This window comes from Desulfobacula phenolica (assembly GCF_900105645.1).
GTDB lineage: Bacteria > Desulfobacterota > Desulfobacteria > Desulfobacterales > Desulfobacteraceae > Desulfobacula > Desulfobacula toluolica.
This window is the reverse complement of record NZ_FNLL01000002.1, coordinates 242,385-264,656: the sequence shown is the minus strand read 5'-3', so window position 1 is coordinate 264,656 and position 22,272 is coordinate 242,385. Positions and strand designations below refer to the sequence as shown.

The window sequence follows — 22,272 nt, the reverse complement described above, 5'->3', positions numbered from 1 at the left end:
TAAAGGAAAAAAATAATGTTTGAACTTAAGGTAAAAACCCGTTTTGCCGGAGCCCATCAATTGACCATGGTGGGACAAAAATGTGAGAATCTGCATGGACATAACTGGCACATAGAAGTTTGTGTTAAAGGGGAAAAATTAAATTCCGCAGGTGTGCTTGCTGATTTTGGTGATATAAAAAAGGCTGTCCGACAGATTGTCAAAGGAGAGCTGGATCATAAATTTTTAAATGAACTGGAAATATTTGAGGGCAAACAGCCGACATCCGAGCGTATTGCCGTTTATATTGCGCAAAGAGTTCAGGTTCTTTTGGATCAGAGCCTGGATAACGATGTAAAGGTTTCAAAAGTAATGGCCTGGGAATCGGATGATGCGTGTGCCACTTATTTTGCCGGATAGTATTGAAACAGTATGAGTCTCGAGTATTGAGATATGAGTATAAAAATATATATGTTTTGGCATTTCTCAATACTCACACTCATTTTTCACCGCACCACTTATTTCAATAATGTGTTTTGCCGGAATAATACCGGTTGCGGCCGCTGATACAATGTTTCCTGCTACGCCCGGCCCGTCACCTGCCACATACATTCCTTGAACGGCAGTTTCAAGATGGTTGTTTGTTTCCACCTGTGTGGCAAAAAATTTTATTTCAGGTGCATACAGCAGGGTTTCATCATTGGACACCCCGGGTATAACCAAGTTTAAGGATTCAAGGCCTTCGATCAGGTTGGTTAGAATCCTTTCGGTCAGCGCCATGGCAATATCACCGCAAACCACATTGGTCATGGTAGGTTCAATATACCCTTTTCTGACTCTGTTCCAGGTTGAGCGCCTTCCTCTCTTTAAATCTCCAAATCTTTGTAAAATAGGTTTTCCTCCACCGATAATGGTGGCCAGTTTCCCAATGGATTCACCATATGCCTGGTTGTCGGTGACCGGCTCAGTTAAAATTACCTTTGAAAGAAAGGCAAAATTTGTGTTTGCTGATTTTTTATCTGAATAGGCATGACCGTTTACACAGACAAAATCCTGATAGTTTTCCAGGGAAATAAATCCGCCCTGGTTGGTGCAAAACGTCCGGGTCTGATCATCATAAGTATGGGTTTGAATGAAAAAAGTGGGATCGTAAATGACATTGCAAAGATCTTCCATGATCTCATTATGGACTTCGACACGGACCCCGACTTCTATTCCTCTCTGATTAAGATTTATTCCATATTTGCGGGCAAGCGATGCCATCCAGTTTGCCCCGATTCTTCCGGGTGCAAGAATAACATTGGGTGATAAATATTTATCTTTATCCGTTGTGACTCCCTGTATATGCCCGTCTTTTTCAATGATATCAATCACATTTTCTTGGGTTTTTATTTCAAGTCCTTTTGACTGAATATAAGTTGCCATTTCTGCAATAAAGCCGGGCAGATTATCAGAGCCCAAGTGCTTTTGTTTGATCAGCAAAAGATCTATTCCAAAACGTTTGGCCTGTTTTCTGATTTGTTTTGCTTTTTCCATGTTGGTGGGAAACACAGGGCCGTCCATTTTGAATTTTGTAAAAATTTTTTCTGTTTCATCAATCAGATCCTGGGCGGAACTCAACGCCATAAATTGGGTTAAATCCGTTTTCCCAAGCTTGGGTATAAAATTGAGTTTGCCGTCAGAATAAAGGCCAGCCCCGCCGATTCCGGATAAAATATTGCAAGGATCACAGTGAAGACATTTTTGAAGATTATGGTTTGGGCATTTTCTTTTTAAAGGGCTTTTGCCTTTTTCGATTAGCAATACATTTAAATGAGAATACTCTTTTAAGTAATATCCGGCAAAAAGTCCGGCAGGACCACCGCCCACGATAATCACATCATATGCCATATACCACCTGAATATTAAAAATTAGTCTATTTCTTTAATACTCCGGTTTTAGAACTATAACAAGTATGATTTCCATTTCAGGAGCTTTCCTTTTGGTTGCGACAGGTGCCGACATTTTTTCAGACCCGGCCTAAATGAAAAAAAACAACGAAATAGTTGACTAAAAAGTTTCATAAAATTATTAGGAAGGGATAAAAAACATTTTTAATTTATAAATAGCTCAACCTGATGTATATTTGAACATCGTGACTCGTTTTTACACCATTTAATACAGCTAAAAATCAGTACAAAGTTAAAAGTTAAAATCAGTATTGAAATAATTGATATCAGAAAATGGGTTGAGATTTGATTGATCAAATTAGTCTTGATCTTTATTAAAGGCAGGTGAAATGGATTGTAAGCCCACCTATGAAGAATTGGAGCAGAAAGTTGCAACCCTTGAAAAAAGGCTTGGTCAAGCAGAGCTTGAAGTTAAGGCATTGAAAACCAGCGAGATTGAACAAACTGCAATACTTGCCAATATCCCTTTGTTTATGATCATTGTTGATCAGGAAAGGCGTGTGAAAAATGTAAGCAAGTCTATATTACAATTTACAGGCCGAAGACCTGAAGAGCATATCGGTGTCAGAGGAGGAGATGCACTTCGGTGTGTTCATCATCTTGATGACCCGAAAGGTTGTGGATTCGGTTCTTCGTGTTCTGACTGCACTGTTCGGCAAATAGTTCTGGATACACTGAATACAGGAAAATCTTATGTTCAAGTTGAAACACAATTGTCATTTTTTGATGATGTTCAGGCAAAAAGAAATTTACTTGTATCGACAACTTTATTGAAAACTTGGAATAAAAATGTGCTTATTTTTATTGAAGATATAACAGAACGTAAAACAGCTGAAAATTTATTGAGGGAAAAAAAGGATTTTTTAAATGCCCTTCTTGAAACAATTACCAATCCAATTTTTTACAAAGATGCAAATGGAAAGTATGTTGGTTGTAACAGGGCGTTTGAGAAGTTCATAGGAAAATCCAGGTCTCAAATTATCGGCAAGTCAGTTTATGATATAGGGTCCAGGGAAATTGCCGACATTTACTATAAGAAAGATAGAGAACTGTTCAATAAACCGGGTAAACAGCGCTATGAATGGAAAATAAAAAGAAACGATGGAGAATTAAGAGAAGTTATTTTTGACAAAGCTACCCTTCATGATACCAATGGTAATATTACCGGTCTGGTCGGTGTCATCTCGGACATTACCGACCGGAAACATTCGGAAGATCTTGTGCGGGATCTTTCGCAAAGGTTGATACAGGCCCAGGATCTTGAGAGGAAGATGATTTCCTGTGAATTGCATGACAGCATTGCTCAGAATCTTTCCACATTGAAATTATACTGTAAAAAGCTGTTTGAAAATCAATCATTTCCAGAATCAGATATCAAGGGTTTGCCGGAAGATGTTTCCTCTCTATTAGATCAGACCATTACCACGGTCAGAGACCTGGCTTATCATTTAAGCCCGCTCAGCCTGGATCATCTGGGTCTTGTTCCTGCCCTTGAAGTTTTTTGTGAGGAATTCGCTGAAAAAAACGGTATCACGATTGACTTTCAAGCTGCTGGTATTCAGAGGTTAATACTAAATTCCGATACTCAAATCAATTTATACCGCCTGGTGATGGAAGGACTGAATAATATTCGGAAACATGCTGCCGCCTCTAAAGCTGTAATAAAGCTTGTCGGGGCATGTCCGAATATCATTCTTAGAATTGGAGATAACGGTAAAGGGTTTGATGTAAGGCAACAGGAACGTTCAATAGTTAATGAAAAGCGAATGGGTCTTAGAAGCATGAAAGAAAGGGTTAACCTGCTTCAGGGCAGAATGTCAATTAATTCGCAGTTAAACAAGGGGACTGAAATAGTCATCAAGCTGCCGTTAAAGGAGAAATAATAATGGATCGAAAAAAGCGTATTTTAATCATTGATGATCACCCCCTTTTCAGAGAAGGAATTAAAGCCATCATAAAGAACGACAGCCGGTATGATGTGATCGGTGAAGCAGGAACCGGAAAACGGGGTCTTGAATTAACAGGAGAACTCAGGCCGGACCTTGCTTTAGTTGATGTTTCTCTTCCGGATATAAGCGGTTTTGATCTTGTCCGTGATATTTTGAAATATTCTCCGGATATACGAATCCTGGTATTGAGTATGCATTCCAAGGTGGATTATATCGTAAAAGCTTTTCAGGCTGGTGCCAGTGGCTATCTGACGAAAGAATGTGCGGCAGATATGCTGATTAATGGAATTGAGCATACCTTAAAAGGCGATTACTTTATGGACACTTCAGTATCTCAGCAGGTGGTGAAAAAACTGGCTGAATTACCGGGCAAAAAGCCTGTTGCAGCTGTTAAAGGCTATGACGCGTTAACTTCCAGAGAACAGGAAATCATGGTACTTGTGACCAGTGGATTTTCTTCCCAAAAAATTGCAGACAAATTGTTTATCAGCCCTAAAACAGTTCAGAACCACCGTTCTAAAATAATGCGCAAATTAAATGTCAGCAATGTGTTGGATCTGACTAGGCATGCAGCCAAATTAGGTCTGGTTGATCTGGATCTTTGGAAAAAATAATAAAGTATTTTTCCATTATTTTGTTGAAAATATCCTTTGTCTTTACTGGGAAATCATCCCAACTATGCAATTTTCCCCGGTTAAAATAGGTACTTTTACCTATTTACAATAAAAAATAACTTCAGTAATGAATGTCATATCAATAAAATATATTTGCTGGTTTTGATTCTTAGGAATCAGGCGATTTTCTGATCTAATGACAAATTGAGAAATAAAAATGGTTAATGATAAAAAAAATCCTGACAGAGGATATCCGGATTTAACAAAATTTATTCGAAGTATTCAGCGCGTTGAAGGAAAACCGGATTGCTTTGCCCGGAGTGCTTTTGATTGTAATATTACAGATTGCCAATGGCAAAGCTATTGCCTTGAAGAACTAAAGAAAATAAAGGGAAAAAAGTAATGAGCATTAAAAAACAGTATCTTAAAAGCAAGCCTGTTTGCAAGGTGACCTTTCGGGTTCAAAAAGAAGCCAATAACGGGGCGAAAAAAATACATGTGGTTGGAGAATTTAATGAATGGAACAAAGATACAATTCCGATGAAATCCTATAAAAACGGTTCATTTTCAGCAACCATTGATCTTGAGTTGAACAGAGAATATCAATTCAGATATCTTATAGACGGTGTGAGTTGGAGAAATGATTTGGATGCAGATACTTATGTTCACTGTTCCTACGGGAATTGTGAAAATTCAGTGATTATCACTTAGGGCTGCGGATTTGATTGATTCTTGAAATAGAATGTTGAGTGGTTTTGGGTGTTATTAAATTTTGAGTAATTAACCATTGGATTTTAACCCCTTATCTTATTCGCAGATAAAATTTTGTTGCAGACTTTTCAGCAGGCTTTGGGCACAATTGATAAACCATCAGATGAAAGAGAGTTATCATGAGAGATGAAAAAAAAGATCCTTTAGACATTGAATCAATTATGAATACCTGGGCACAGCCCATGGGCGATATCATGGGAGCCATGTCGCAAATATGGTCTGCTTGTCAGACAGCTCGTCAATCCGGGCAACAGGACGAAAAAAAATCAGGCAACTATACAATGGATAACATTAACATAGCGTTAAAAAACTGGCATACCATAGTGTTGGCAATGGCAACACCGGAATCCATGGCCTCTTTTTTTAAGGGATGCAGTACCGTGCCGGACATGTTGACCAAGTTTAATCAGTCGGTTTTGGGCAGTCTTGCTGAGTTTCAAAAAAAAATGAGCCAAAGTGCGAATAGGTTTGGTGAGTCCGTAGATGCCTACCGCTTTGAAAAAATAGATGAAAATGTTTTTCATGTCTGGACTGAATTATATGAAAAAGAATTTCAAAAGTTTTTTTATATTCCCCCGTTAGGATTGACAAGGGAATACCAGGAAAGAATCAATCATATGATGGATAAATTTAATTTGTTTCAGGCAAATCAGGCAGAATTTATGAGGCTTCTTTGTCTTCCCTTTCAACGTTCCATGGGAGTGATGCAGGAGAAAATAGCCGCCTTGGCTAAAATAGGCGAACTGCCTGCTGATTCAAATGAATACTACCAGATGTGGATCAAAATTCTTGAAGGGCATTTCATGACCTTGTTCCAAACCCCTGAGTATATTAAAGCTTTAACAAAAACAATAAGCTCTTTGACCAATTTTTCAGAGGCGAAAAATGCAGTTATTGAAGATATGATTAAAGGATTGCCCATCGCCCATCAATCGGAAATAGACGATTTGTCCAGGGAAGTGTATGAATTAAAAAGACGTATCAGAAGGCTTGAAAAATCCAATTAAACAATGCTGTCAATCTTTTAATGAACAGTAAGGATCTCAAATTTTATAGCTTGAACGAACTTGTTTGTATTTTGGCCCATCTTCTTTTTTTTGTGGGTAAATCAGGGCGAAATATCAAGTCTGGTTTGGGCGTAGAGGTTATTTTGTTTGTGATATTAAAAAATCGTCAGGAGGTTAAAGTTGAAAAAATTTAAGGTGCCGGTTGATCTTATCATGTCAAAAATGGCTGATGATGTGGAAAAGGTTCAAAGCCGTGCCCAAAAAGCTTCGGAAGTCCTGTTGGATTGTCTGGAAACAAAGCTTGCTCAAACTCCTTATGAGGTTGTGTATCAGGAGGATCGTGTCAAATTAAAACATTATCGCGCAACAAAAAAATCAAATTGTAAAACTCCTCTGCTGATTGTTTATGCATTGATCAACAGGGAAACAATGCTGGATCTGCAACCGGGACGCAGTGTGGTGGAAAGGTTTTTGGACCAGGGCATTGATTTGTATATGATTGACTGGGGATATCCAAAAAGAAAAGACCGGTTTCTAGGGTTTGATGATCATGTTAACGGATATATGGATAACATTGTTGATTTTATATGTAAGAAAAATAAAGTCAAAAAGATCAATCTCATGGGAATCTGCATGGGTGGCACTTTTTGCGTTATGTATGCCGCATTGTATCCGGAAAAGATTAAAAATCTTGTCACAACGGTTACCCCTACTAATTTTGACACCCAAAAAGGACTGTTACATATCTGGATGAAACATATGGATGTTGATGCTGTGGTGAATGCCTATGGCAATTTTTCTGCTGACGTCATGAATTTTGGATTTCTTTTGATGAATCCTGCCCGGTTAATGATTGATAAATATATCGGGTTTATAGAGCATATGGATCAAAAGGAGTTTGTTGAAAATTTTGTCCGGATGGAAAAATGGATTTTCGACAGTCCTGACGTGCCTGGTGAGGTTTTCAGGGAATTTGTCAAAGAATGTTACCAGAAGAACAAGCTGATCCAAAGCAAACTTGAAGTTGGAGGTAAGCGAGTGGACTTGAAAAATATAACCATGCCGCTACTCAATATTTACGGGAAGTACGATCATCTGGTGCCTCCTGAGGCCTGCAATCAACTCACCAGGCATGTCGGCAGTAAAGATACCAAGGATATCTGTCTTGATACAGGACACATTGGGATTTATGTCAGTTCAAAATGCCAGGAAGCCTTTACACCCGGGGTAGGCACCTGGCTCAAAGAAAGAGACAAGACAACAAAGAAAGCTCAAACAAAAACAAGGATAAATAATAGCAAAATGGAAGGCTTAAAAAATTCCCTGACGATAAACAGCGCTTCTGATATGAAGTATACAGAACAGGCATCATAGAGGAGAGAATTATGCCCAAGAGAAAAGATTATTTTGATATTTTTTGTAAACTAAGCAAAATATTCGGTACTGCGGCAACCCAGTCTACACTGCTTAATCTGATAGTCGAGAGCGCTGTTGAAACCATGGACGGCAAGGCAGCTTGTCTTTTTCTGCGTGATGTGGGTAATGAATATTTCATACCCAAATCCCAGATTGGTTTGTCTGAAACGTATATGCATGCAAGTCCCAGGGAATCTGCCGGTATCGTCAATGTATTGGAGAAAAAAGGTTATATTGTTTTTGAAAACGCTGCAACTGATGAGCGTCTTGAAAATCATAAAGCAAAAAAAAACGAGGGAATTGCCTCTATTTTAACAGTTCCCGTGCGTGTATCCAATGTCACCCAGGGTGTGCTGTCTCTTTATACGGCAACCCGACGAAAATTTGATAAAAGCGAGATTGATTTTTTATGTGCCTTGGCTGATCAGGGTGGCATTGCTGTTCATACAAACAATTTAATCAATAGACTCAGAAACAATGCCATGTTTTTCCTGGAACTGGCTTCCAGTATCAATTCAAGTCTGGATATTCAAGAAATTCTGGGAAGTTTGACGGTAAATATTTGTGACACCTTGGGGATGAAAGGCGTGACCATTGGGCTTCTGGATGAAGATACAAACTCTATCCAGCTGGTTGCAAGCCATGGGTTAAGTGATGAATTTTTTGAAATATTAGGGGTTATCAATAATGAAACCGCTTCCCGGGCACTTAAGGGAGAAACTATTATTGTCAGTGATACCGAGGCTGACAAACGAATTGAATTTAAAAAGGAAATGAAAAAAGAAGGTATTAAATCCATGATTGTGACCCCGATCCTTGCAAGGGATAAGGTGATTGGGGTGATGCGTCTTTACAGTGCCGATTATACCGGATTTCCTTCTGATGTTTTGGTCATGATCGAAGCATTGGCACACCAGGGCGGTCTTGCCATCCAAAACGCTTCCATGTACCTGAAACTCAAGGAAGAAAAAATCAATTTGGAAAAAGACATATGGAGCCATAGAGCATGGTTTTAATTCGGAATCTTATATGGGATATTTTCCCGGCCATGAGATTTTCCCGGTAAAAAAAGAGTTTTTCTGCCTATTTACAATGGAACTTGAAATTTGTTAAGTTACTAAATTAAAATATGGGTTCATTTCCTGCAACAATTGAGTTTAACATGAACAAAGTCTATCAATATTGAATATCGCACGGATACAGTGTTCTGGAAAAAGTATAGAATCAGCCACCTGAATTCACACTTCTTGAGATGCAGGTTAAACTTAGAAACGGAAAATATTTGGAAAGCTGTTTGGGGATTTCGATTTAGACATTGGGTTATCCCTTTTTTATCTGGGTAGGAGAAACTTTTATGGAAAGAAACAGACGTTTTGAAGTCCGTAAAAATATAAATATACCTATTCTTTATGCAAAAGGTATTGACGATTCGTATCATAAAGCCTTGCTGTATAATATTAGTATGAATGGGATGAATTTTGTATCAGATAAGATGTTTTTAAACGGGGAGTATTTTTTTATCAAAATCAAGGATTCTTCTCCCGGTTTTGAATCACTTAAACCCTATGACGCTTGTACGGCCCAGGTAATATGGTGTGTCAAAACAGATGCAGATTTCAGTTACAAGGTTGGCGTGAAAAGGATTGGTAAGGCAAAAATAGTTAAAAAAGAGGCTGTTGAAAAATCCCATCTTTGTTGTGAATTATGTGCGAATTCCTCTATACAAGAGATCGTAAAAACCGATGAATCTTTGTGTCTGTGCCTGAATTGTTTTACCTTTGTTTCAAAATTGCCATGCAAAGCCTTAAAAAAAACTTTTAACAGATTTATGCTCGGAAATGTTATCTGAATAACTGTCATGGCAGACCTGTTATTTTATATGGGTTTGCCCACAACAAAGAATGAAAGTCACTGTTAAAATTTTTGAAGACTTGTATATGAACTGCCATGACAGATGTGGTCTTTTGTTAAGAATTACCATAATAAAAAATGGAAGTCATGATTGAGGTTGGAAGTATTTTAATACAATTTAATAGTTTATATTATATGAAACAGAAAATGAACATTTAAATTTAAGGAGGAAAGCAAGTGATTTATTACACAAAAATGGAAAGCCAGGATCATGGTTTGCTTGTGTTTAAAGTTATTGGTGTAGAGTCACAACAGGAAGCTCAAAAGATCACTGCGGAAAATTGGGGAAAAACATTAATGGAGGGGCAGACACTGGAAGGCCCCCCAACTATTTGTCCTCTTTTCAGTGATTTAAAACAAAGAGAATATAAAAAAATTACGAAATAGCAGATATTGTTGTTTGCTTTTTTTTGGGGGGTGGATACCGCCACGATAGAGTGGATGGTTGAGTAACCTATTCTATTGTGGCGGTTATGGTTTTTTCTGCGATAAGAAAGACAATTTGTATTATTTGCAGATAAAAATTTTATTGGGTGTAGTACTCAAAAAACATGAACTGTTTTTCGTGATTTGAATAACACTTTCAATACCGGCTGCAAACTCATTTTTAAAGATAAATTTAGGTTCGACGGCAAATACCATTCCGGGTTTTAGTATATCCTTGTTCCCTTTGGATATAATGGGGCTTTCAACCAGTTCCATTCCGATACTGTGTCCAATAAAGTTTGATTTTATACCGGGAAGACCTAAGAATTGTTCCTCATACCCCAGATTTTTAGCGGATTTGATGGCTTTTTCAAAAATATCACCCATTGTAACACCCGGCTTCATTTGAGATAAAAGCGTGTAAAGAATTTCCAGGGCAGCCTTTGAAGCGTCCATAGCCTTTTGGTCCATGTCTCCCAAAACAAACATCCTGGTTTCATCCATATGATACCCATTCAATATGGTTCCAAAATCAATAAGAATAGGTTCATTTCTTTCTATGATTTTTGCTCCTGCTCCAAACGGATGGCTAATGGATGTTCCGATCCCGCAGCAGGGCGTATCCACAGCACCGGCAACCCCTCCGTTTTTACCGCTCAATAAGTGAAAGGGAAAACCTTCTGCACGGTAATGCCTTGTCAATAATGTGCCGGAATGCCCAAATTTCCGTGCAAATGTTTCATATATACCGCAAAATTCCATCTCTGAAATCCCAGGCCTGATGTTTTCTTGGATATAAGAAAAGGTTTTTTCAGATAGTTTGGCTGCGGTTTTCATTTGTTTGATTTCATGGTCAGATTTAATCTGTTTGCAGTCATTGACCACAGGGGTGCAATCAATAAAACAAGTGGATGTAAATAATTTTTGGTAAAAATAAAAATCCCTGACCGGGACAACATCAAAGGTAAGGCCGCATGTTTTGGGTAAATTTGAGTGGAGATTTATTATTTTTTCAGGGATATGAGTTATTGATGGAATTTGAAAGATATTTTTTATGCAGCTTTCTTTTCTTGCTCTTGGTAAATATCTTTTGACAAAAAGAACCGGATCATGATCAATGTTGATATAAAGGTAGCAGTCTTGGGATGTCCCTGAAAAATAGCAAATATCAGGTTTGTGTGTTAAAAAAACAGCCTCAATATTATTATTTTCCATTTTTTGTTTCAGGGTGTAAATTCTATTTTTAATCTCATTTTCAGGTATTTTTGCTAATTCTGTTGTCATGGTTTTTTAATGTCTTACCTCTATCTTTATTTTTATATGAAAGTCTTCAAACATTTAAATAGTGACTTTCAATCTTTGTTGTGGACAAACCAAGGTGACCAGATCGTAGTATAAAATGGCCAAGTCTGCCCGTGGCAGTTATAAGAAAGTCTTGAAAAATCCAAACAGTTATTTTCATGCTTTGTTGTGGACAAACCAAAGTGCAATAACAGTTTTGTCCATGGCAGTTGTTTGAATATGATTTTTGTATTGTACACTTGAATGATAGGCTTTGGCAGAGCATCAACAAATGGTTCAGGGGTTGTCTTTGCAAAAGTTTTTTTTGAGAGTTGAATTTTATCTGGTATGTTGGATAAATTTTCATGAAATGTAAATACACGAAATATCATTGTTGTTCAATGAAAGAAGGTAAGAACTGTTATGGGCAGGCTTGGTATTTTACTTTGCTTTGCACAAAATAAAGCATAAAAGTAGTTTTTTGAATTTTTGAAGACTTTCATCTAAAACGGACATGGCAGCTTGATCTGTCATAACCGTTAGTCAAAAAAATATTGTTAAAACAAACAAAATGTCGCATTGTGCTGTGTGGGCGAACCTATCCTTTCTTTTTACCATCACATTTGCCGGTAAAATAAAAATATATCGTCAATTAAAATTGTTTGATTGGTATGATCGTGTTGCGGTTCTTTTTTATTTTTTCTTTAGGCGGATGGATGATTGCTTTTCCATCAACCACAATAATTTTGTTTTGGTTAAAACAGCTTGTTTCAAGGGTTATTTTGTTTTTTTCAATATTGATTTCTTTGACTTCAACTCTGGCTGTGATGGTATCGCCAATTCGTACGGGAGCCAGAAACTTGAGTTGCTGTTCGCTGTAAATGCTGCCGGGTCCCGGAAGTTTTGTGCCGATTACGGTTGAAACAAAACCGCCAATAAATAGTCCATGTGCGATTCGCCCTTTGAAAAACGTGTTTTTAGCATACTCTTCATTAATATGGGCAGGATTCAAATCTCCTGTTATGCCTGCAAACAGATAAATATCAGATTCGGAAATCGTTTTGGTAAATTCATCCGAGTCTCCAATCTTTAATTGGTCGATGGTTTTGCCAATCATTGTCCTCTCCTTTTTGTTTCAGAATTAAATTAAATCTATGAATGCGGCCTCAAGGTCGTTTCTTTAAGATCCTCTTTTTATTCCTTACCGAGTGGGAAAAAACTGTATGATATTTTAGATTAATCTTCTTTTTTTTGTTTTTTCAGAGAATTGGAAAAAAAATTCATGGGATCCATATTCCTAAAAGTTTTTTCTGCCAGGGTGGAAAAATCCATCCCCATTTCCATGTATGCATTAATCTGGTCATCCATTTGTTTTCGATATCCCAGATAATTTTTAATGGTTGTTTCAAGGTATTTTTCGAAAAATTCATGAAGATGGCTTTCTCCATATTGAATGACAAGGTGAAGCAAGGATACCGGCAGAATGGCATTGTCCTTTTTTGCTTTGTTCATGATGATCTGTGTCAGGACAATAGAAGTGACGTCATTGCCTGTGTTGACATCAACTACCTGGATTCGGAATCCTTTTTTAATGAGATCTGAAACATCTTCAAGAGTTATGTAAGTACTTTTTTTTGTGTTATACAACCGTCTGTTCGGATACTTTTTAATTGTTATGGTATCAGGCAATTGGCTTTCCTTGTTTTTTTACATCATCTGCGGTTAATAAAACACAGTATGATGTTATGTTATATTGCAATATAAACTTTGTCAATATAAATTTTATGGATATTTAATAGTTTGTTTTTATTATATATTTTAAAAAAAATGTATAATAAAACAAATATTGTGCAATGCACAATATTTTTATTGACAAAAATATTTTAATTGATATATTTCAAATATTGAAATCATAAATTTGAGATCCGGTATTTCGTTTGTCGGATAACAATCATCGGATAACAATCAAATGATGTGTCTAAATTAATTACAAAAAAGGAGAATCATTATGGAAACAGCAAATATCGCAAAACAGATGATCGGGTTTCAGAAAAGCGTTTTTGATAACAGCTTTAACGCCATAGCAGTTGTTCAGGATCAAACGGAAACTATGATGAATAATTTTATGGGACAATTTCCCTGGGCCACAGAGGATGGGAAGAAACAGCTAAATGAAACCTACAACTATACTAAAAAGGCCAGGGATGAATTCAAAAAAGTGGTTGATCAGGGGTATAGCCAGTTCGAAAAACTGTTTGATCAAAAATAAATGCATTTTGAACCATCTTTTGGGGGGTAATTATGTATAGCAATAAAATGTTTACCCATTTTGTTAAATGCCAGAAATCCTTGTTTGATAACTCTTTTGCCATGATGGCAACACTTCAGGACCAAGGGCATCAGATGATGGACAAGGTTTTTGAAAAAAGTCCGTTATCGCAGGGTGACAGTAAAAAAATGAGTTCCTATTGGGTTGATTTTCTCAAACAAAACAGGGAAAATTGCAAAGGATATGTTGACAACGGTTTTGATAAAATAATGGACTTATTGGCAGAGTTCGAACCTGTATCATCTGTAAATAAACCGTCAGAAAAGACATCAGAAAAGACATCAGAAAAGACGAGCAAAAAGTAAGAATAAAAGAGATGTCGGCTGAAATATTTTAGTCGACATCTCTTTTGTATGAAAGTCTTTAAAAATTCACACAGAGACTTTCAAACTTTGTTATGGGCAAATCAAGTTGAAATACCAGGGCTGCCCATGGCAGTTATATTGAGATTTACATGTATAAAAATATAATCGGTGGAATGGTCTTCTGTTTCTTGCGTTGACAATATCTTAAGGATGTAATCATGGAAAACTTGTCTAAAAAAAATGAATCAAATCCCAGCTTTTTTTTTGATCAGATGAATGCTGCGCAAAATTTATTCGCAGGATTAATAAAATATAATAACGAGTTTCTTATTCCATATCTGATTTCCACTGCTTACTTCAGCACAGCTGAATTATCAAGGCTGGACAAAGACTCGCTTGGTGAACAGTGGGATGACTATGTCAGGCTTCTTAAATTTAATATGGATCTATTCGGCAGAAGCCTTTGCAGCAGCATGAGGGCTGTAGACGGCTTTATTAATAAAGAGCTGGAAAATTATTTTATCGCTTTTTGTAATTCATTGTCACAGAGTAAAGGAGAAAATCTATCGGATTTTTTTTCGCGACAATTCGACATGATTACAGGCGTGAGCAAAACCCTTCCAAAGGCCATAAGAGACATTGAACCGGAATTTGGTTTCCACTTTGAACGGCATCAAAATCTTTTGTTTGCAGAAACCGAACGTTTTTTGCTTTACAGAATTCAACCTACGGATAAAGATGTAAAAGTGGATGAAAAGGGAAAACCGATAATTATCATCCCTCCTTTTGTTTTGGGCAGCAATATATTAAGTTTTTTACCAGGAGAAAAAAAAAGTTATACCCATTGCTTTGCAAATCAGGGGATTCCCACATATATTCGCATAATGAAAGATATTCACACCACACCGTTTTGTCAGATCATGACCATGGAGGACGATGCCCTGGATACACGGTATTTTTGTGAAAAAGTCATGGAACTTCATGGTAAAAAGGTTACCCTGAACGGATATTGTCAGGGCGGTTTTTCCGCTGTTTGTAATATTCTTTCCAATGAGCTTGACAATGTCGTGGACGCATTAATCACCTGCGTTTCACCCATGGATGGTACACGAAGCAAGGGGTTGGGGGATTTTTTGAACAGCCTTCCCCCCCGTTTCAATGATTTGCTGTATGGAACAAAAACCTTGCCCAATGGAAATAAGGTTGCGGACGGGCAGCTAATGGGTTGGGTATACAAACTCAAAAGTGTTGAAGACCAGGCCCCTGTGGTATCATTTTTAAGAGATATGTTTATGGTGGCACAGATGGAAAAACAATCTCACAGCATCAGTAAAACCGCTGCAGCCATCAACTATTGGTTGCAAAATGAGCGTACGGATATTCCATTATCCATAACTCAGATGAGTTTTGCGTCTTACAATATTCCGGTCACTCCGGACGGCATTTTGCCTGTGAAAATCTTTGACAGGGAATTGAATTTTAAAGGTATTAAAGAAAAAAAGATTCCCTGGCTGATTTGTTATGGCGAAGATGATGATCTGGTGGAAAAAGAGACGGCTCTTGCTCCCCTTGATTATATTGATGTAGAGACCACGCCTTTTCCCAAGGGGCATATTGCCATTGCCACTTCCTGGTCACATCCGGAATCCGACTATGCACTTCACACCCGGTTTGGCCCGAACAAGGAATACAGAGGCCCTGTCCGTTTTCAGCTGGATTTAAACCAATCCCTTGATAAGTCGATATCAACCGTAAATTCAGAATCTAAAATTGAACTAAAAAAAGAACCTGCGGGCCCTCCAATGGAAAAATCTGCAGAAAAATTGGCAGAAGCAGAAAAAGTATTGAAAAAACCAATAAAAGCGGACATAGAGAAAAAGATCAGTCAAAAAATAAAAACAACTGTCGGGGGAAAAAAAATGGCAAAGCAGGCACAAGAGGATTCTAAAAAAAAGACAAAAAAAGCATAGAGTCCATAATATTTGGACAAAAACAATCAAACTCTCGGCCCTTCTGGACGGGAGTTTATTGTTATGGATATCAGCCCGGCCCGATAAGATGGAGTGCTGTGCTGTCCATCTTATCCCGGCAGGCTGCTAATGAATGCAGATTCCAATAAAATTATCCACAATATATACCTATATTGAGGTATGTTTATACAACAAGAATTCGTTTGGGTGTTTTTGTAAGATTCATTTAAATGCCCATGATCTTTTTTTTGTAAAGAGAAGAGTCCAAATGCTTGCTAAGAATTTGGTATATTGCTATAGACTGTGCTTTAACGTATTTAATTAAAATGAAATAAAAATATGGGATTGATAAAATTGGGAGATCAAAATAGATTTATTGTTATTGAAGGTTTGGATGGGGCTGGAAAGTCCACACAAATAAAATTATTAAAGAATTATTTCAATAAAAATGAAATCAAATATAAATATCTCCATTTTCCTCGCAGTGGAGAGGGTTACTATGGAGATTTGATTGCTAAATTTCTAAGAGGAGAATTCGGAAGTTTAGATTCTGTTGACCCTTATCTTGTTGCTTTGATTTATGCCGGTGATAGAGATGATGCAAAAAAAAAGATAACTGGTTGGTTGGAAAATAAATATTTTGTAATTGTGGATAGATATGTTTACTCAAACATTGCATTCCAGTGTGCGAAACTTGACGATGAATCAAAAAAAAATGAATTAGAACATTGGATTCTTGAATTTGAATATTTCTATAATAAAATACCAAAACCGGATTTGTCTATATATTTACATGTTCCATTTTCTTTTGTTGAAACTGAATTAAAAAAAGTCAGGGTTGGAAAAGATAGGGTATATTTGAACGGTAAAAGCGATATACATGAAGCAAGCATCAATTTGCAAAAAAATGTTGAGCAAGAATATTTAAGGGTGGTAAATAAATACAATGATTTCAAAATGATAAATTGCTTGGATACTAATGGCTCAATTCTGTCCTCAGATGCTATTCATAATAAAATGATGTTGCTTGTTAAAAATAAAATAATGTTAAAATAATGAAGTCAGAAATATTTTTAAAATTGTATGAAATAAATTATATAAAGGCAAACAAATAGTTATGGGAGTGAATATCCAGAAAAAAATTTGTGTTATAGATGGCCAGGGGGGAGGCATTGGATCTGCAATTATTAAAAAACTCAAAGAACGGTTTGAAGAACGAATAGAGGTCTTTGCTCTGGGAACCAACGCCATTGCCACGGCCCAGATGCTGAAAGCAAGGGCAAACAAAGGGGCTTCCGGCAGTAATGCCATTGTTCAGACCGTAAAGAAAGCAGATGCTATTATCGGGCCTGTGGGAATTATCATGCCCCAGGCAATGATGGGCGAGGTAACCCCTGAGATGGCGGAAGCCATATGTTCTGCCGATGCTAAAAAAATTCTTCTGCCTCTGACCCAGGAAAACCTGGAAATTGTAGGGGTAAGCGGTCTGCCCCTGCCTCAACTGGTGGATGAATTGTTGGATAAACATTTATCTTTTTTATAAATGCCACGGGCAGACCTGGTATCATATCCTGGTTTGTCCACAACGAAAACTGAAAGTCACGATTAAACTTTTAAAGACTTTCATATAAAAAATATACAAGGAGTGATGGCGTTATGTGTGAAGCAAATGCATATTTACTTGGAAATGACGGCGAATCTGATGAAACATTGTTAATGGAAGCGGTTGACAAGATTGAGCCGGATGAAGATGGTATCCGCCTGGTTTCTATCTTTGGCGAACAAAAATTTATTAAAGGCCATGTTCATTCTTTGTCATTGGTGGACCACAAGGTTTATATTAAACAATAACTGCCGCGGGCAGACATGGTCTTTTGCTCAGATTTGCCCACAACAAAACATGAAAGTCACTGTCTGGATTTTTGAAGACTTTCATATAAAAAGAGAATGGATATAAAATTAAGGTTGGTCAGTGAAAAATTTTTCAATGGCCAACCTTATTATTTTACTTCGCTTTTGAAACCCTGGCCCTCAGGGTCAGGATTTTTATCTTTGTGTTACAAGTTTCCGTTATTGTTTACCCGTAACCGGTTATCCATTACCATCCCAGTGTCAGATAATCGTGTATTGAGTTGGCTGCGGCCCGTCCCGCACCCATGGCAAGAATGACTGTTGCGGCTCCGGTTACAATGTCCCCTCCTGCCCAAACTCCTTTTTTTGATGTTTTCCCGGTTACAGGGTCACCTATGATATTACCCCATTTGTTCAAGGCAATATCAGGTGTGGAATTTGTCAGCAGAGGATTGGCATTTGAACCGACGGATACAACCACAAGGTCGCAGTCAATCATGAAGTTTGATCCTTCAACGGGTATAGGCCTTCTTCTTCCTGATGCATCCGGTTCTCCCAATTCCATTTTAAGGCATTCCATTCCGGTCAGACGCCCATTTTCATCTCCAAAAAATTCAGTGGGATTAGTCAGGAGAACAAATTCAATTTTTTCTTCTTCGGCATGGTGAAGCTCTTCTTCTCTTGCCGGCATTTCTTCTCTTGATCTTCTATATACAACTTTTACAGAGTCAGCCCCAAGACGCATGGCGGTTCTTGCAGAATCCATGGCCACATTGCCGGCACCCAGAACAACAACATTTTTTCCCCGGGCAGTGGGCGTGTCATATTCGGGAAAGAGATACCCTTTCATCAGGTTGGTCCGGGTCAGGTATTCATTTGCCGAATAAATACCAATGAGGTTTTCACCAGGCAGGTTCATGAATCTTGGCAGGCCTGCGCCCACACCAATATAGACTGCGTCATACCCTTCTTCAAACAGCTCATCAATGGTGACCGAAGCGCCTATCACGGTATTGCATTCAATGTTTGCGCCCATTTTTTCAAGGGTGGCCACTTCCGATGCAACAATTTCTTTTGGAAGCCTGAATTCAGGAATTCCATATACCAATACCCCGCCGGGTTTGTGAAACGCTTCAAAAATAGTTACATCATGGCCTTTGGTCAAAAGATCTCCGGCAACCGTCAGGCCGGAGGGGCCGGAACCAATAACCGCCACTTTTTTCCCTGTTTTTTGGGCAACAACAGGGGGGGCTCCGGTTCCGTTTTTACGTTCATGGTCGGCTGCAAATCTTTCAAGATATCCAATGGCAACAGGAGAACCTTTTTTACCTAAAATACACCTGCCCTCACATTGTTCTTCCTGGGGACAGACACGCCCGCACACAGCAGGAAGTGCATTGTTTTCCCATAATTTTTTTGCTGCGCCTGAAAAATTGTTTTCTGCAATTAATTGGATAAACTCGGGTATTTGAACGGAAACCGGGCATCCTTCAACGCAGGCTGGATTTTTGCATTGAAGACATCTTGAGGCTTCGGCCATAGCCATTTCAGGGGTAAGTCCCAAGGGGACTTCTTCAAAATTTCGTCTTCTGATATCCGGGTCTTGTTCTGGCATTTTTGCCCGTGGAATTTTTATCTTTTTTGATTTTTTGTCTGCCATTTATTCCTCCATGTATACAACCGTGATGGTATGGTTTATTGCAGTTTGCATTTTTCATAGGCTTCCAGGCTTAACTTCTCATCCTCAAGGTAGGAAGCAAGGCGCTTGGCCAGTTCATCAAAGTTCACTTTGTGCCCGTCAAATTCAGGGCCGTCTACACAGGCAAATTTGGTCTCATTGCCCACTGTAACACGGCAGCAACCGCACATACCGGTTCCGTCCACCATGATTGGGTTAAGGCTGACAAGGGTTTTAATATTTTTTTCTTTGGTGATTAGGCTGCAAAATTTCATCATTGGGATGGGGCCAATGGCAACAACAAGGTCGATATCATTTTTTTCCAGAACATCTTTTAAAACGTCGGTCACAAAACCGTGATGGCCGTGTGATCCGTCATCGGTACAGATATTTAAAGTGGTGGATGCGGCTTTCATTTTTTCTTCCATAATCAACAGGTCATATGTTCTGGAACCCAATATGGTTGTTACTTCATTGCCGGCTTCTTTAAGTGCCCGGGTAATGGGATGCAGCACTGCAATCCCGGTTCCGCCGCCAACGCAGACGACTTTACCGACGTTTTCGATATGGGTGGGTTTTCCAAGGGGGCCGATCAGGGCATAGTATTCATCGCCAACCATTAACTCTTTAAATCGGGTCGTGGATTTTCCAATGACCATATAGATAATGGTGATAGTACCTTTTTCCGGATTTGTATCTGCCATGGTCAAAGGGATGCGTTCTCCTGTTTCATCCGCCTGAAGTATTACAAATTGTCCGGGTTTGGCTTTTCGTGATATGCGAGGCGCATCTATTTCATTTAGAATGATAGTGCCTTGAGCCATTTCCTCACGAGCCACAATTTTTCCCATTTCTTCCTCCTAATTTCAATGGATCTGTGTATGGATCTGTTCGGTGATTAATGTTTAAATGAAAAATTCAATTCAATTTATGTCTTGAATTTAAGGATTCTATAATACCCTAAAATATTCCATATAATCAAGCGAAAAGACACCCGGGTGATTGAAAGACAAGTGCGTCGGCCTTACAGCAGTGGGATAGCTGGAATGTGACTATGGGTTTGATTGTACTGTGTCCGGCAGATAAAATGATTTAAAATCTATAAAAATAAGGCCATGAAATTTTGAGCTTGACTTAATCACATAAAAATAGTAGGAAATAATCCTATTGATTTAGTTGGGTATATTTGAAATAGTGTTTTTAAAAATCAATCAGGGGATTGAACCATGTCAAAAGTAAAATCATTTCAGCTGATATTTTTTGTGATGATTGTTTTATGCATTTTGTTTCCCTTTATAGGGCAAACCAGTACAAACAACAGTGATGATGAAAAAAAACCGGGGCTTATAAAAATTGAGCTTGAGGATGAGCTTGGCAAGGATGAAATGCCTGCTGTCGGTTTTTTGCATGATCTTCACACTCAGGCTTCGGATGGCGACTGTACAGTCTGTCATATGGAAAAAGACAATACCATTGTTTTTGAATTCAAACGAACAGGCGAGAAAGCATCCATGGATTTTTATCATGACCAGTGTATTGCCTGTCATACGGAAAAAAAAGCCTCTGCCAAGAAGACTGGGCCTGTTGCCGATCAGTGCGGGGCATGTCATGTCGCAGGGGAGCCTGAAGGGTCTTTGCGGGAAAAAATCAGTTTTGATAAATCATTGCATTTTATCCATGAAAGTTCAGAACGGATTAAAGGTATGGACTTGTCAGCTAAAGACAATTGCAGCGCCTGTCACCATAAATATAATGAAAAAACAAAAGAGATTTTTTATGTTAAAGGTGAGGAAGAGTCCTGCTTTTATTGTCATAAGTCTGAAAAAAAGGATGAAACAAGGTCTATTCAAGAAGCGGCTCATGATTCCTGTGTAGCCTGTCATCAAAGCTTTAAAGCGAAAAGTATCGCAATTGATGCCGGGCCTGTAACCTGTGACGGCTGTCATGATAACGAAAAAATAAAAAAAATAAAAAAAATAACCGATATTCCCAGGCTCAAGCGAAATCAGCCGGATGAAGTTGCCATTACAGGCTGGAAGGCGGACGATCAGACAAAGAAAAATTATATGGATGCCGTTGCCTTTGATCACAAATTTCATGAAACAGCAGCGCAAAGCTGTAAAGACTGCCATCATGAGACCTTGAAAAAATGCAATGATTGCCACGGGGCAGAAGGGGGAGAACAAAAGGGCGGGTTTGTCAGTCTTGGGCAGGCCATGCACAAACAAGACAGTACCCGAAGTTGTATCGGATGCCATAAAGACTTCACGAAAAGTGCTGATTGTGCCGGCTGTCACAGTTTGATGCCTGCAAGCAACAGCAATCCCGAATCCTGTAAAACATGCCACAGTATACCGCCGGTTCAATTGGAATCAAAAGACCCTGCTCAAGCGGCAAAAACGGCATTAACAGACCTTTCGTCAAATTATACGATTGTTGCAGAAGACAAGATTCCTGAAACAGTTGTTATTGACGGTCTGGCAGATGAGTATAAACCCAGCCGGTTCCCCCACCGCAAAGTGGTTCAGGCCATTGCCAAGAGAGTTGAAAAGAGCGGAATGGCAAACGCATTTCATAAGGATCAGGCCGGGCTGTGCATGGGATGCCATCACAACAGCCCTAAAACCCTTGAGCCTCCTAAATGTGCGTCTTGTCACAGTAAAGTCGTTCCTGGCCAGGGTGATGGATCTGATGCCATATTTGATGGTGGTTTGGACGGCAGGCCTGGATTGAAAGGCGCATATCATGGCCAGTGCATTACCTGCCATCAGAAAATGGACATTAAATCCGTAGTCGCAACAGACTGTGTCAAATGTCATGAAGCAAAGAAATAGA

The 22,272-nt window shown here is 38.5% G+C and carries 23 protein-coding genes; 17 read left to right on the top strand and 6 right to left on the bottom strand.

Annotation, left to right across the window (positions count from 1 at the left end):
- Window positions 1-15 precede the first annotated feature (15 nt).
- Window positions 16-399, top strand: coding sequence for a 6-carboxytetrahydropterin synthase QueD (queD, locus tag BLT94_RS03625; RefSeq protein WP_092230486.1), 384 nt, complete (start codon window positions 16-18; stop codon window positions 397-399).
- A 66-nt stretch (window positions 400-465) separates the two neighbouring features.
- Here queD and BLT94_RS03620 read toward each other — a convergent pair whose 3' ends face one another.
- The gene (locus tag BLT94_RS03620; RefSeq protein ID WP_092230484.1) at window positions 466-1,869 is read right to left on the bottom strand and encodes an NAD(P)/FAD-dependent oxidoreductase; all 1,404 of its coding nucleotides are present in this window, start codon (window positions 1,867-1,869) and stop codon (window positions 466-468) included.
- A 389-nt stretch (window positions 1,870-2,258) separates the two neighbouring features.
- Here BLT94_RS03620 and BLT94_RS03615 point away from each other — a divergent pair, with 389 nt between their 5' ends.
- The 9 genes from BLT94_RS03615 to BLT94_RS03575 all read left to right on the top strand — a co-directional run bounded on the left by BLT94_RS03615 (window position 2,259) and on the right by BLT94_RS03575 (window position 9,984).
- Window positions 2,259-3,812, top strand: coding sequence for a PAS domain-containing sensor histidine kinase (locus BLT94_RS03615; RefSeq protein ID WP_092230482.1), 1,554 nt, complete (start codon window positions 2,259-2,261; stop codon window positions 3,810-3,812).
- A 2-nt stretch (window positions 3,813-3,814) separates the two neighbouring features.
- A complete protein-coding gene (locus BLT94_RS03610; RefSeq protein ID WP_092230480.1) occupies window positions 3,815-4,492 on the top strand; it encodes a response regulator in 678 nt (225 codons plus the stop codon).
- A 217-nt stretch (window positions 4,493-4,709) separates the two neighbouring features.
- Window positions 4,710-4,895 carry a hypothetical protein gene (locus tag BLT94_RS03605; protein WP_092230478.1) on the top strand — a complete coding sequence of 62 codons (186 nt, stop codon included), beginning with the start codon at window positions 4,710-4,712 and terminating at the stop codon, window positions 4,893-4,895.
- Window positions 4,895-5,203, top strand: coding sequence for an isoamylase early set domain-containing protein (locus BLT94_RS03600; protein WP_092230475.1), 309 nt, complete (start codon window positions 4,895-4,897; stop codon window positions 5,201-5,203). The genes BLT94_RS03605 and BLT94_RS03600 overlap by 1 nt, the downstream gene beginning before the upstream one ends.
- 179 nt (window positions 5,204-5,382) lie before the next feature.
- Window positions 5,383-6,270, top strand: coding sequence for a poly(R)-hydroxyalkanoic acid synthase subunit PhaE (locus BLT94_RS03595; protein ID WP_092230474.1), 888 nt, complete (start codon window positions 5,383-5,385; stop codon window positions 6,268-6,270).
- A 180-nt stretch (window positions 6,271-6,450) separates the two neighbouring features.
- A complete protein-coding gene (phaC, locus tag BLT94_RS03590; RefSeq protein WP_092230473.1) occupies window positions 6,451-7,644 on the top strand; it encodes a class III poly(R)-hydroxyalkanoic acid synthase subunit PhaC in 1,194 nt (397 codons plus the stop codon).
- 11 nt (window positions 7,645-7,655) lie between these two features.
- Complete coding sequence (locus tag BLT94_RS03585; RefSeq protein ID WP_092230470.1) at window positions 7,656-8,702, top strand: GAF domain-containing protein; 1,047 nt, start codon at window positions 7,656-7,658, stop codon at window positions 8,700-8,702.
- Window positions 8,703-9,040: 338 nt separating this feature from the next.
- Window positions 9,041-9,535, top strand: a complete 495-nt coding sequence (locus BLT94_RS03580; protein WP_092230468.1) for a PilZ domain-containing protein — start codon at window positions 9,041-9,043, stop codon at window positions 9,533-9,535.
- A gap of 239 nt (window positions 9,536-9,774) precedes the next feature.
- Complete coding sequence (locus tag BLT94_RS03575) at window positions 9,775-9,984, top strand: hypothetical protein (RefSeq protein ID WP_092230466.1); 210 nt, start codon at window positions 9,775-9,777, stop codon at window positions 9,982-9,984.
- A 120-nt stretch (window positions 9,985-10,104) separates the two neighbouring features.
- On the opposite strand, the gene BLT94_RS03570 is transcribed toward BLT94_RS03575, so the two are convergent.
- The 3 genes from BLT94_RS03570 to BLT94_RS03555 all read right to left on the bottom strand — a co-directional run bounded on the left by BLT94_RS03570 (window position 10,105) and on the right by BLT94_RS03555 (window position 12,993).
- A complete protein-coding gene (locus BLT94_RS03570) occupies window positions 10,105-11,307 on the bottom strand; it encodes a M24 family metallopeptidase (RefSeq protein WP_092230464.1) in 1,203 nt (400 codons plus the stop codon).
- Between the two features lie 649 nt (window positions 11,308-11,956).
- A complete protein-coding gene (locus BLT94_RS03560; RefSeq protein ID WP_014959036.1) occupies window positions 11,957-12,421 on the bottom strand; it encodes a MaoC family dehydratase in 465 nt (154 codons plus the stop codon).
- Window positions 12,422-12,540: 119 nt separating this feature from the next.
- Complete coding sequence (locus BLT94_RS03555) at window positions 12,541-12,993, bottom strand: polyhydroxyalkanoate synthesis repressor PhaR (protein ID WP_092230460.1); 453 nt, start codon at window positions 12,991-12,993, stop codon at window positions 12,541-12,543.
- Between the two features lie 319 nt (window positions 12,994-13,312).
- On the opposite strand from BLT94_RS03555, the gene BLT94_RS03550 reads away from it, so the two are divergent.
- From BLT94_RS03550 to BLT94_RS03525, 6 genes are all read left to right on the top strand, one after another.
- A complete protein-coding gene (locus BLT94_RS03550; protein ID WP_014959034.1) occupies window positions 13,313-13,573 on the top strand; it encodes a hypothetical protein in 261 nt (86 codons plus the stop codon).
- A 32-nt stretch (window positions 13,574-13,605) separates the two neighbouring features.
- Window positions 13,606-13,938 carry a hypothetical protein gene (locus BLT94_RS03545; RefSeq protein WP_092230458.1) on the top strand — a complete coding sequence of 111 codons (333 nt, stop codon included), beginning with the start codon at window positions 13,606-13,608 and terminating at the stop codon, window positions 13,936-13,938.
- 218 nt (window positions 13,939-14,156) lie between these two features.
- Window positions 14,157-15,908 (top strand): metal transporter, encoded by a 1,752-nt coding sequence (locus BLT94_RS03540; protein WP_092230457.1) that lies wholly within the window; start codon window positions 14,157-14,159, stop codon window positions 15,906-15,908.
- A gap of 339 nt (window positions 15,909-16,247) precedes the next feature.
- On the top strand, window positions 16,248-16,964 hold the full coding sequence (tmk, locus tag BLT94_RS03535; protein ID WP_092230455.1) for a dTMP kinase: 717 nt from the start codon (window positions 16,248-16,250) through the stop codon (window positions 16,962-16,964).
- A 61-nt stretch (window positions 16,965-17,025) separates the two neighbouring features.
- Window positions 17,026-17,451: a DUF3842 family protein gene (locus tag BLT94_RS03530; RefSeq protein WP_092230454.1), complete on the top strand. Its 426-nt coding sequence runs from the start codon at window positions 17,026-17,028 to the stop codon at window positions 17,449-17,451.
- Window positions 17,452-17,564: 113 nt separating this feature from the next.
- Window positions 17,565-17,759 (top strand): CooT family nickel-binding protein, encoded by a 195-nt coding sequence (locus tag BLT94_RS03525; protein ID WP_014959029.1) that lies wholly within the window; start codon window positions 17,565-17,567, stop codon window positions 17,757-17,759.
- Window positions 17,760-18,006: 247 nt separating this feature from the next.
- Here BLT94_RS03525 and gltA read toward each other — a convergent pair whose 3' ends face one another.
- Both gltA and BLT94_RS03515 read right to left on the bottom strand, forming a co-directional pair.
- Complete coding sequence (gene gltA / locus BLT94_RS03520) at window positions 18,007-19,419, bottom strand: NADPH-dependent glutamate synthase (RefSeq protein ID WP_092230453.1); 1,413 nt, start codon at window positions 19,417-19,419, stop codon at window positions 18,007-18,009.
- 35 nt (window positions 19,420-19,454) lie between these two features.
- Window positions 19,455-20,288: a sulfide/dihydroorotate dehydrogenase-like FAD/NAD-binding protein gene (locus BLT94_RS03515; RefSeq protein WP_014959027.1), complete on the bottom strand. Its 834-nt coding sequence runs from the start codon at window positions 20,286-20,288 to the stop codon at window positions 19,455-19,457.
- Window positions 20,289-20,663: 375 nt separating this feature from the next.
- Between BLT94_RS03515 and hmcA the strand changes: the two genes are divergently transcribed.
- Complete coding sequence (gene hmcA, locus BLT94_RS03510; RefSeq protein WP_092230451.1) at window positions 20,664-22,271, top strand: sulfate respiration complex hexadecaheme cytochrome HmcA; 1,608 nt, start codon at window positions 20,664-20,666, stop codon at window positions 22,269-22,271.
- Window position 22,272: the final 1 nt, after the last annotated feature.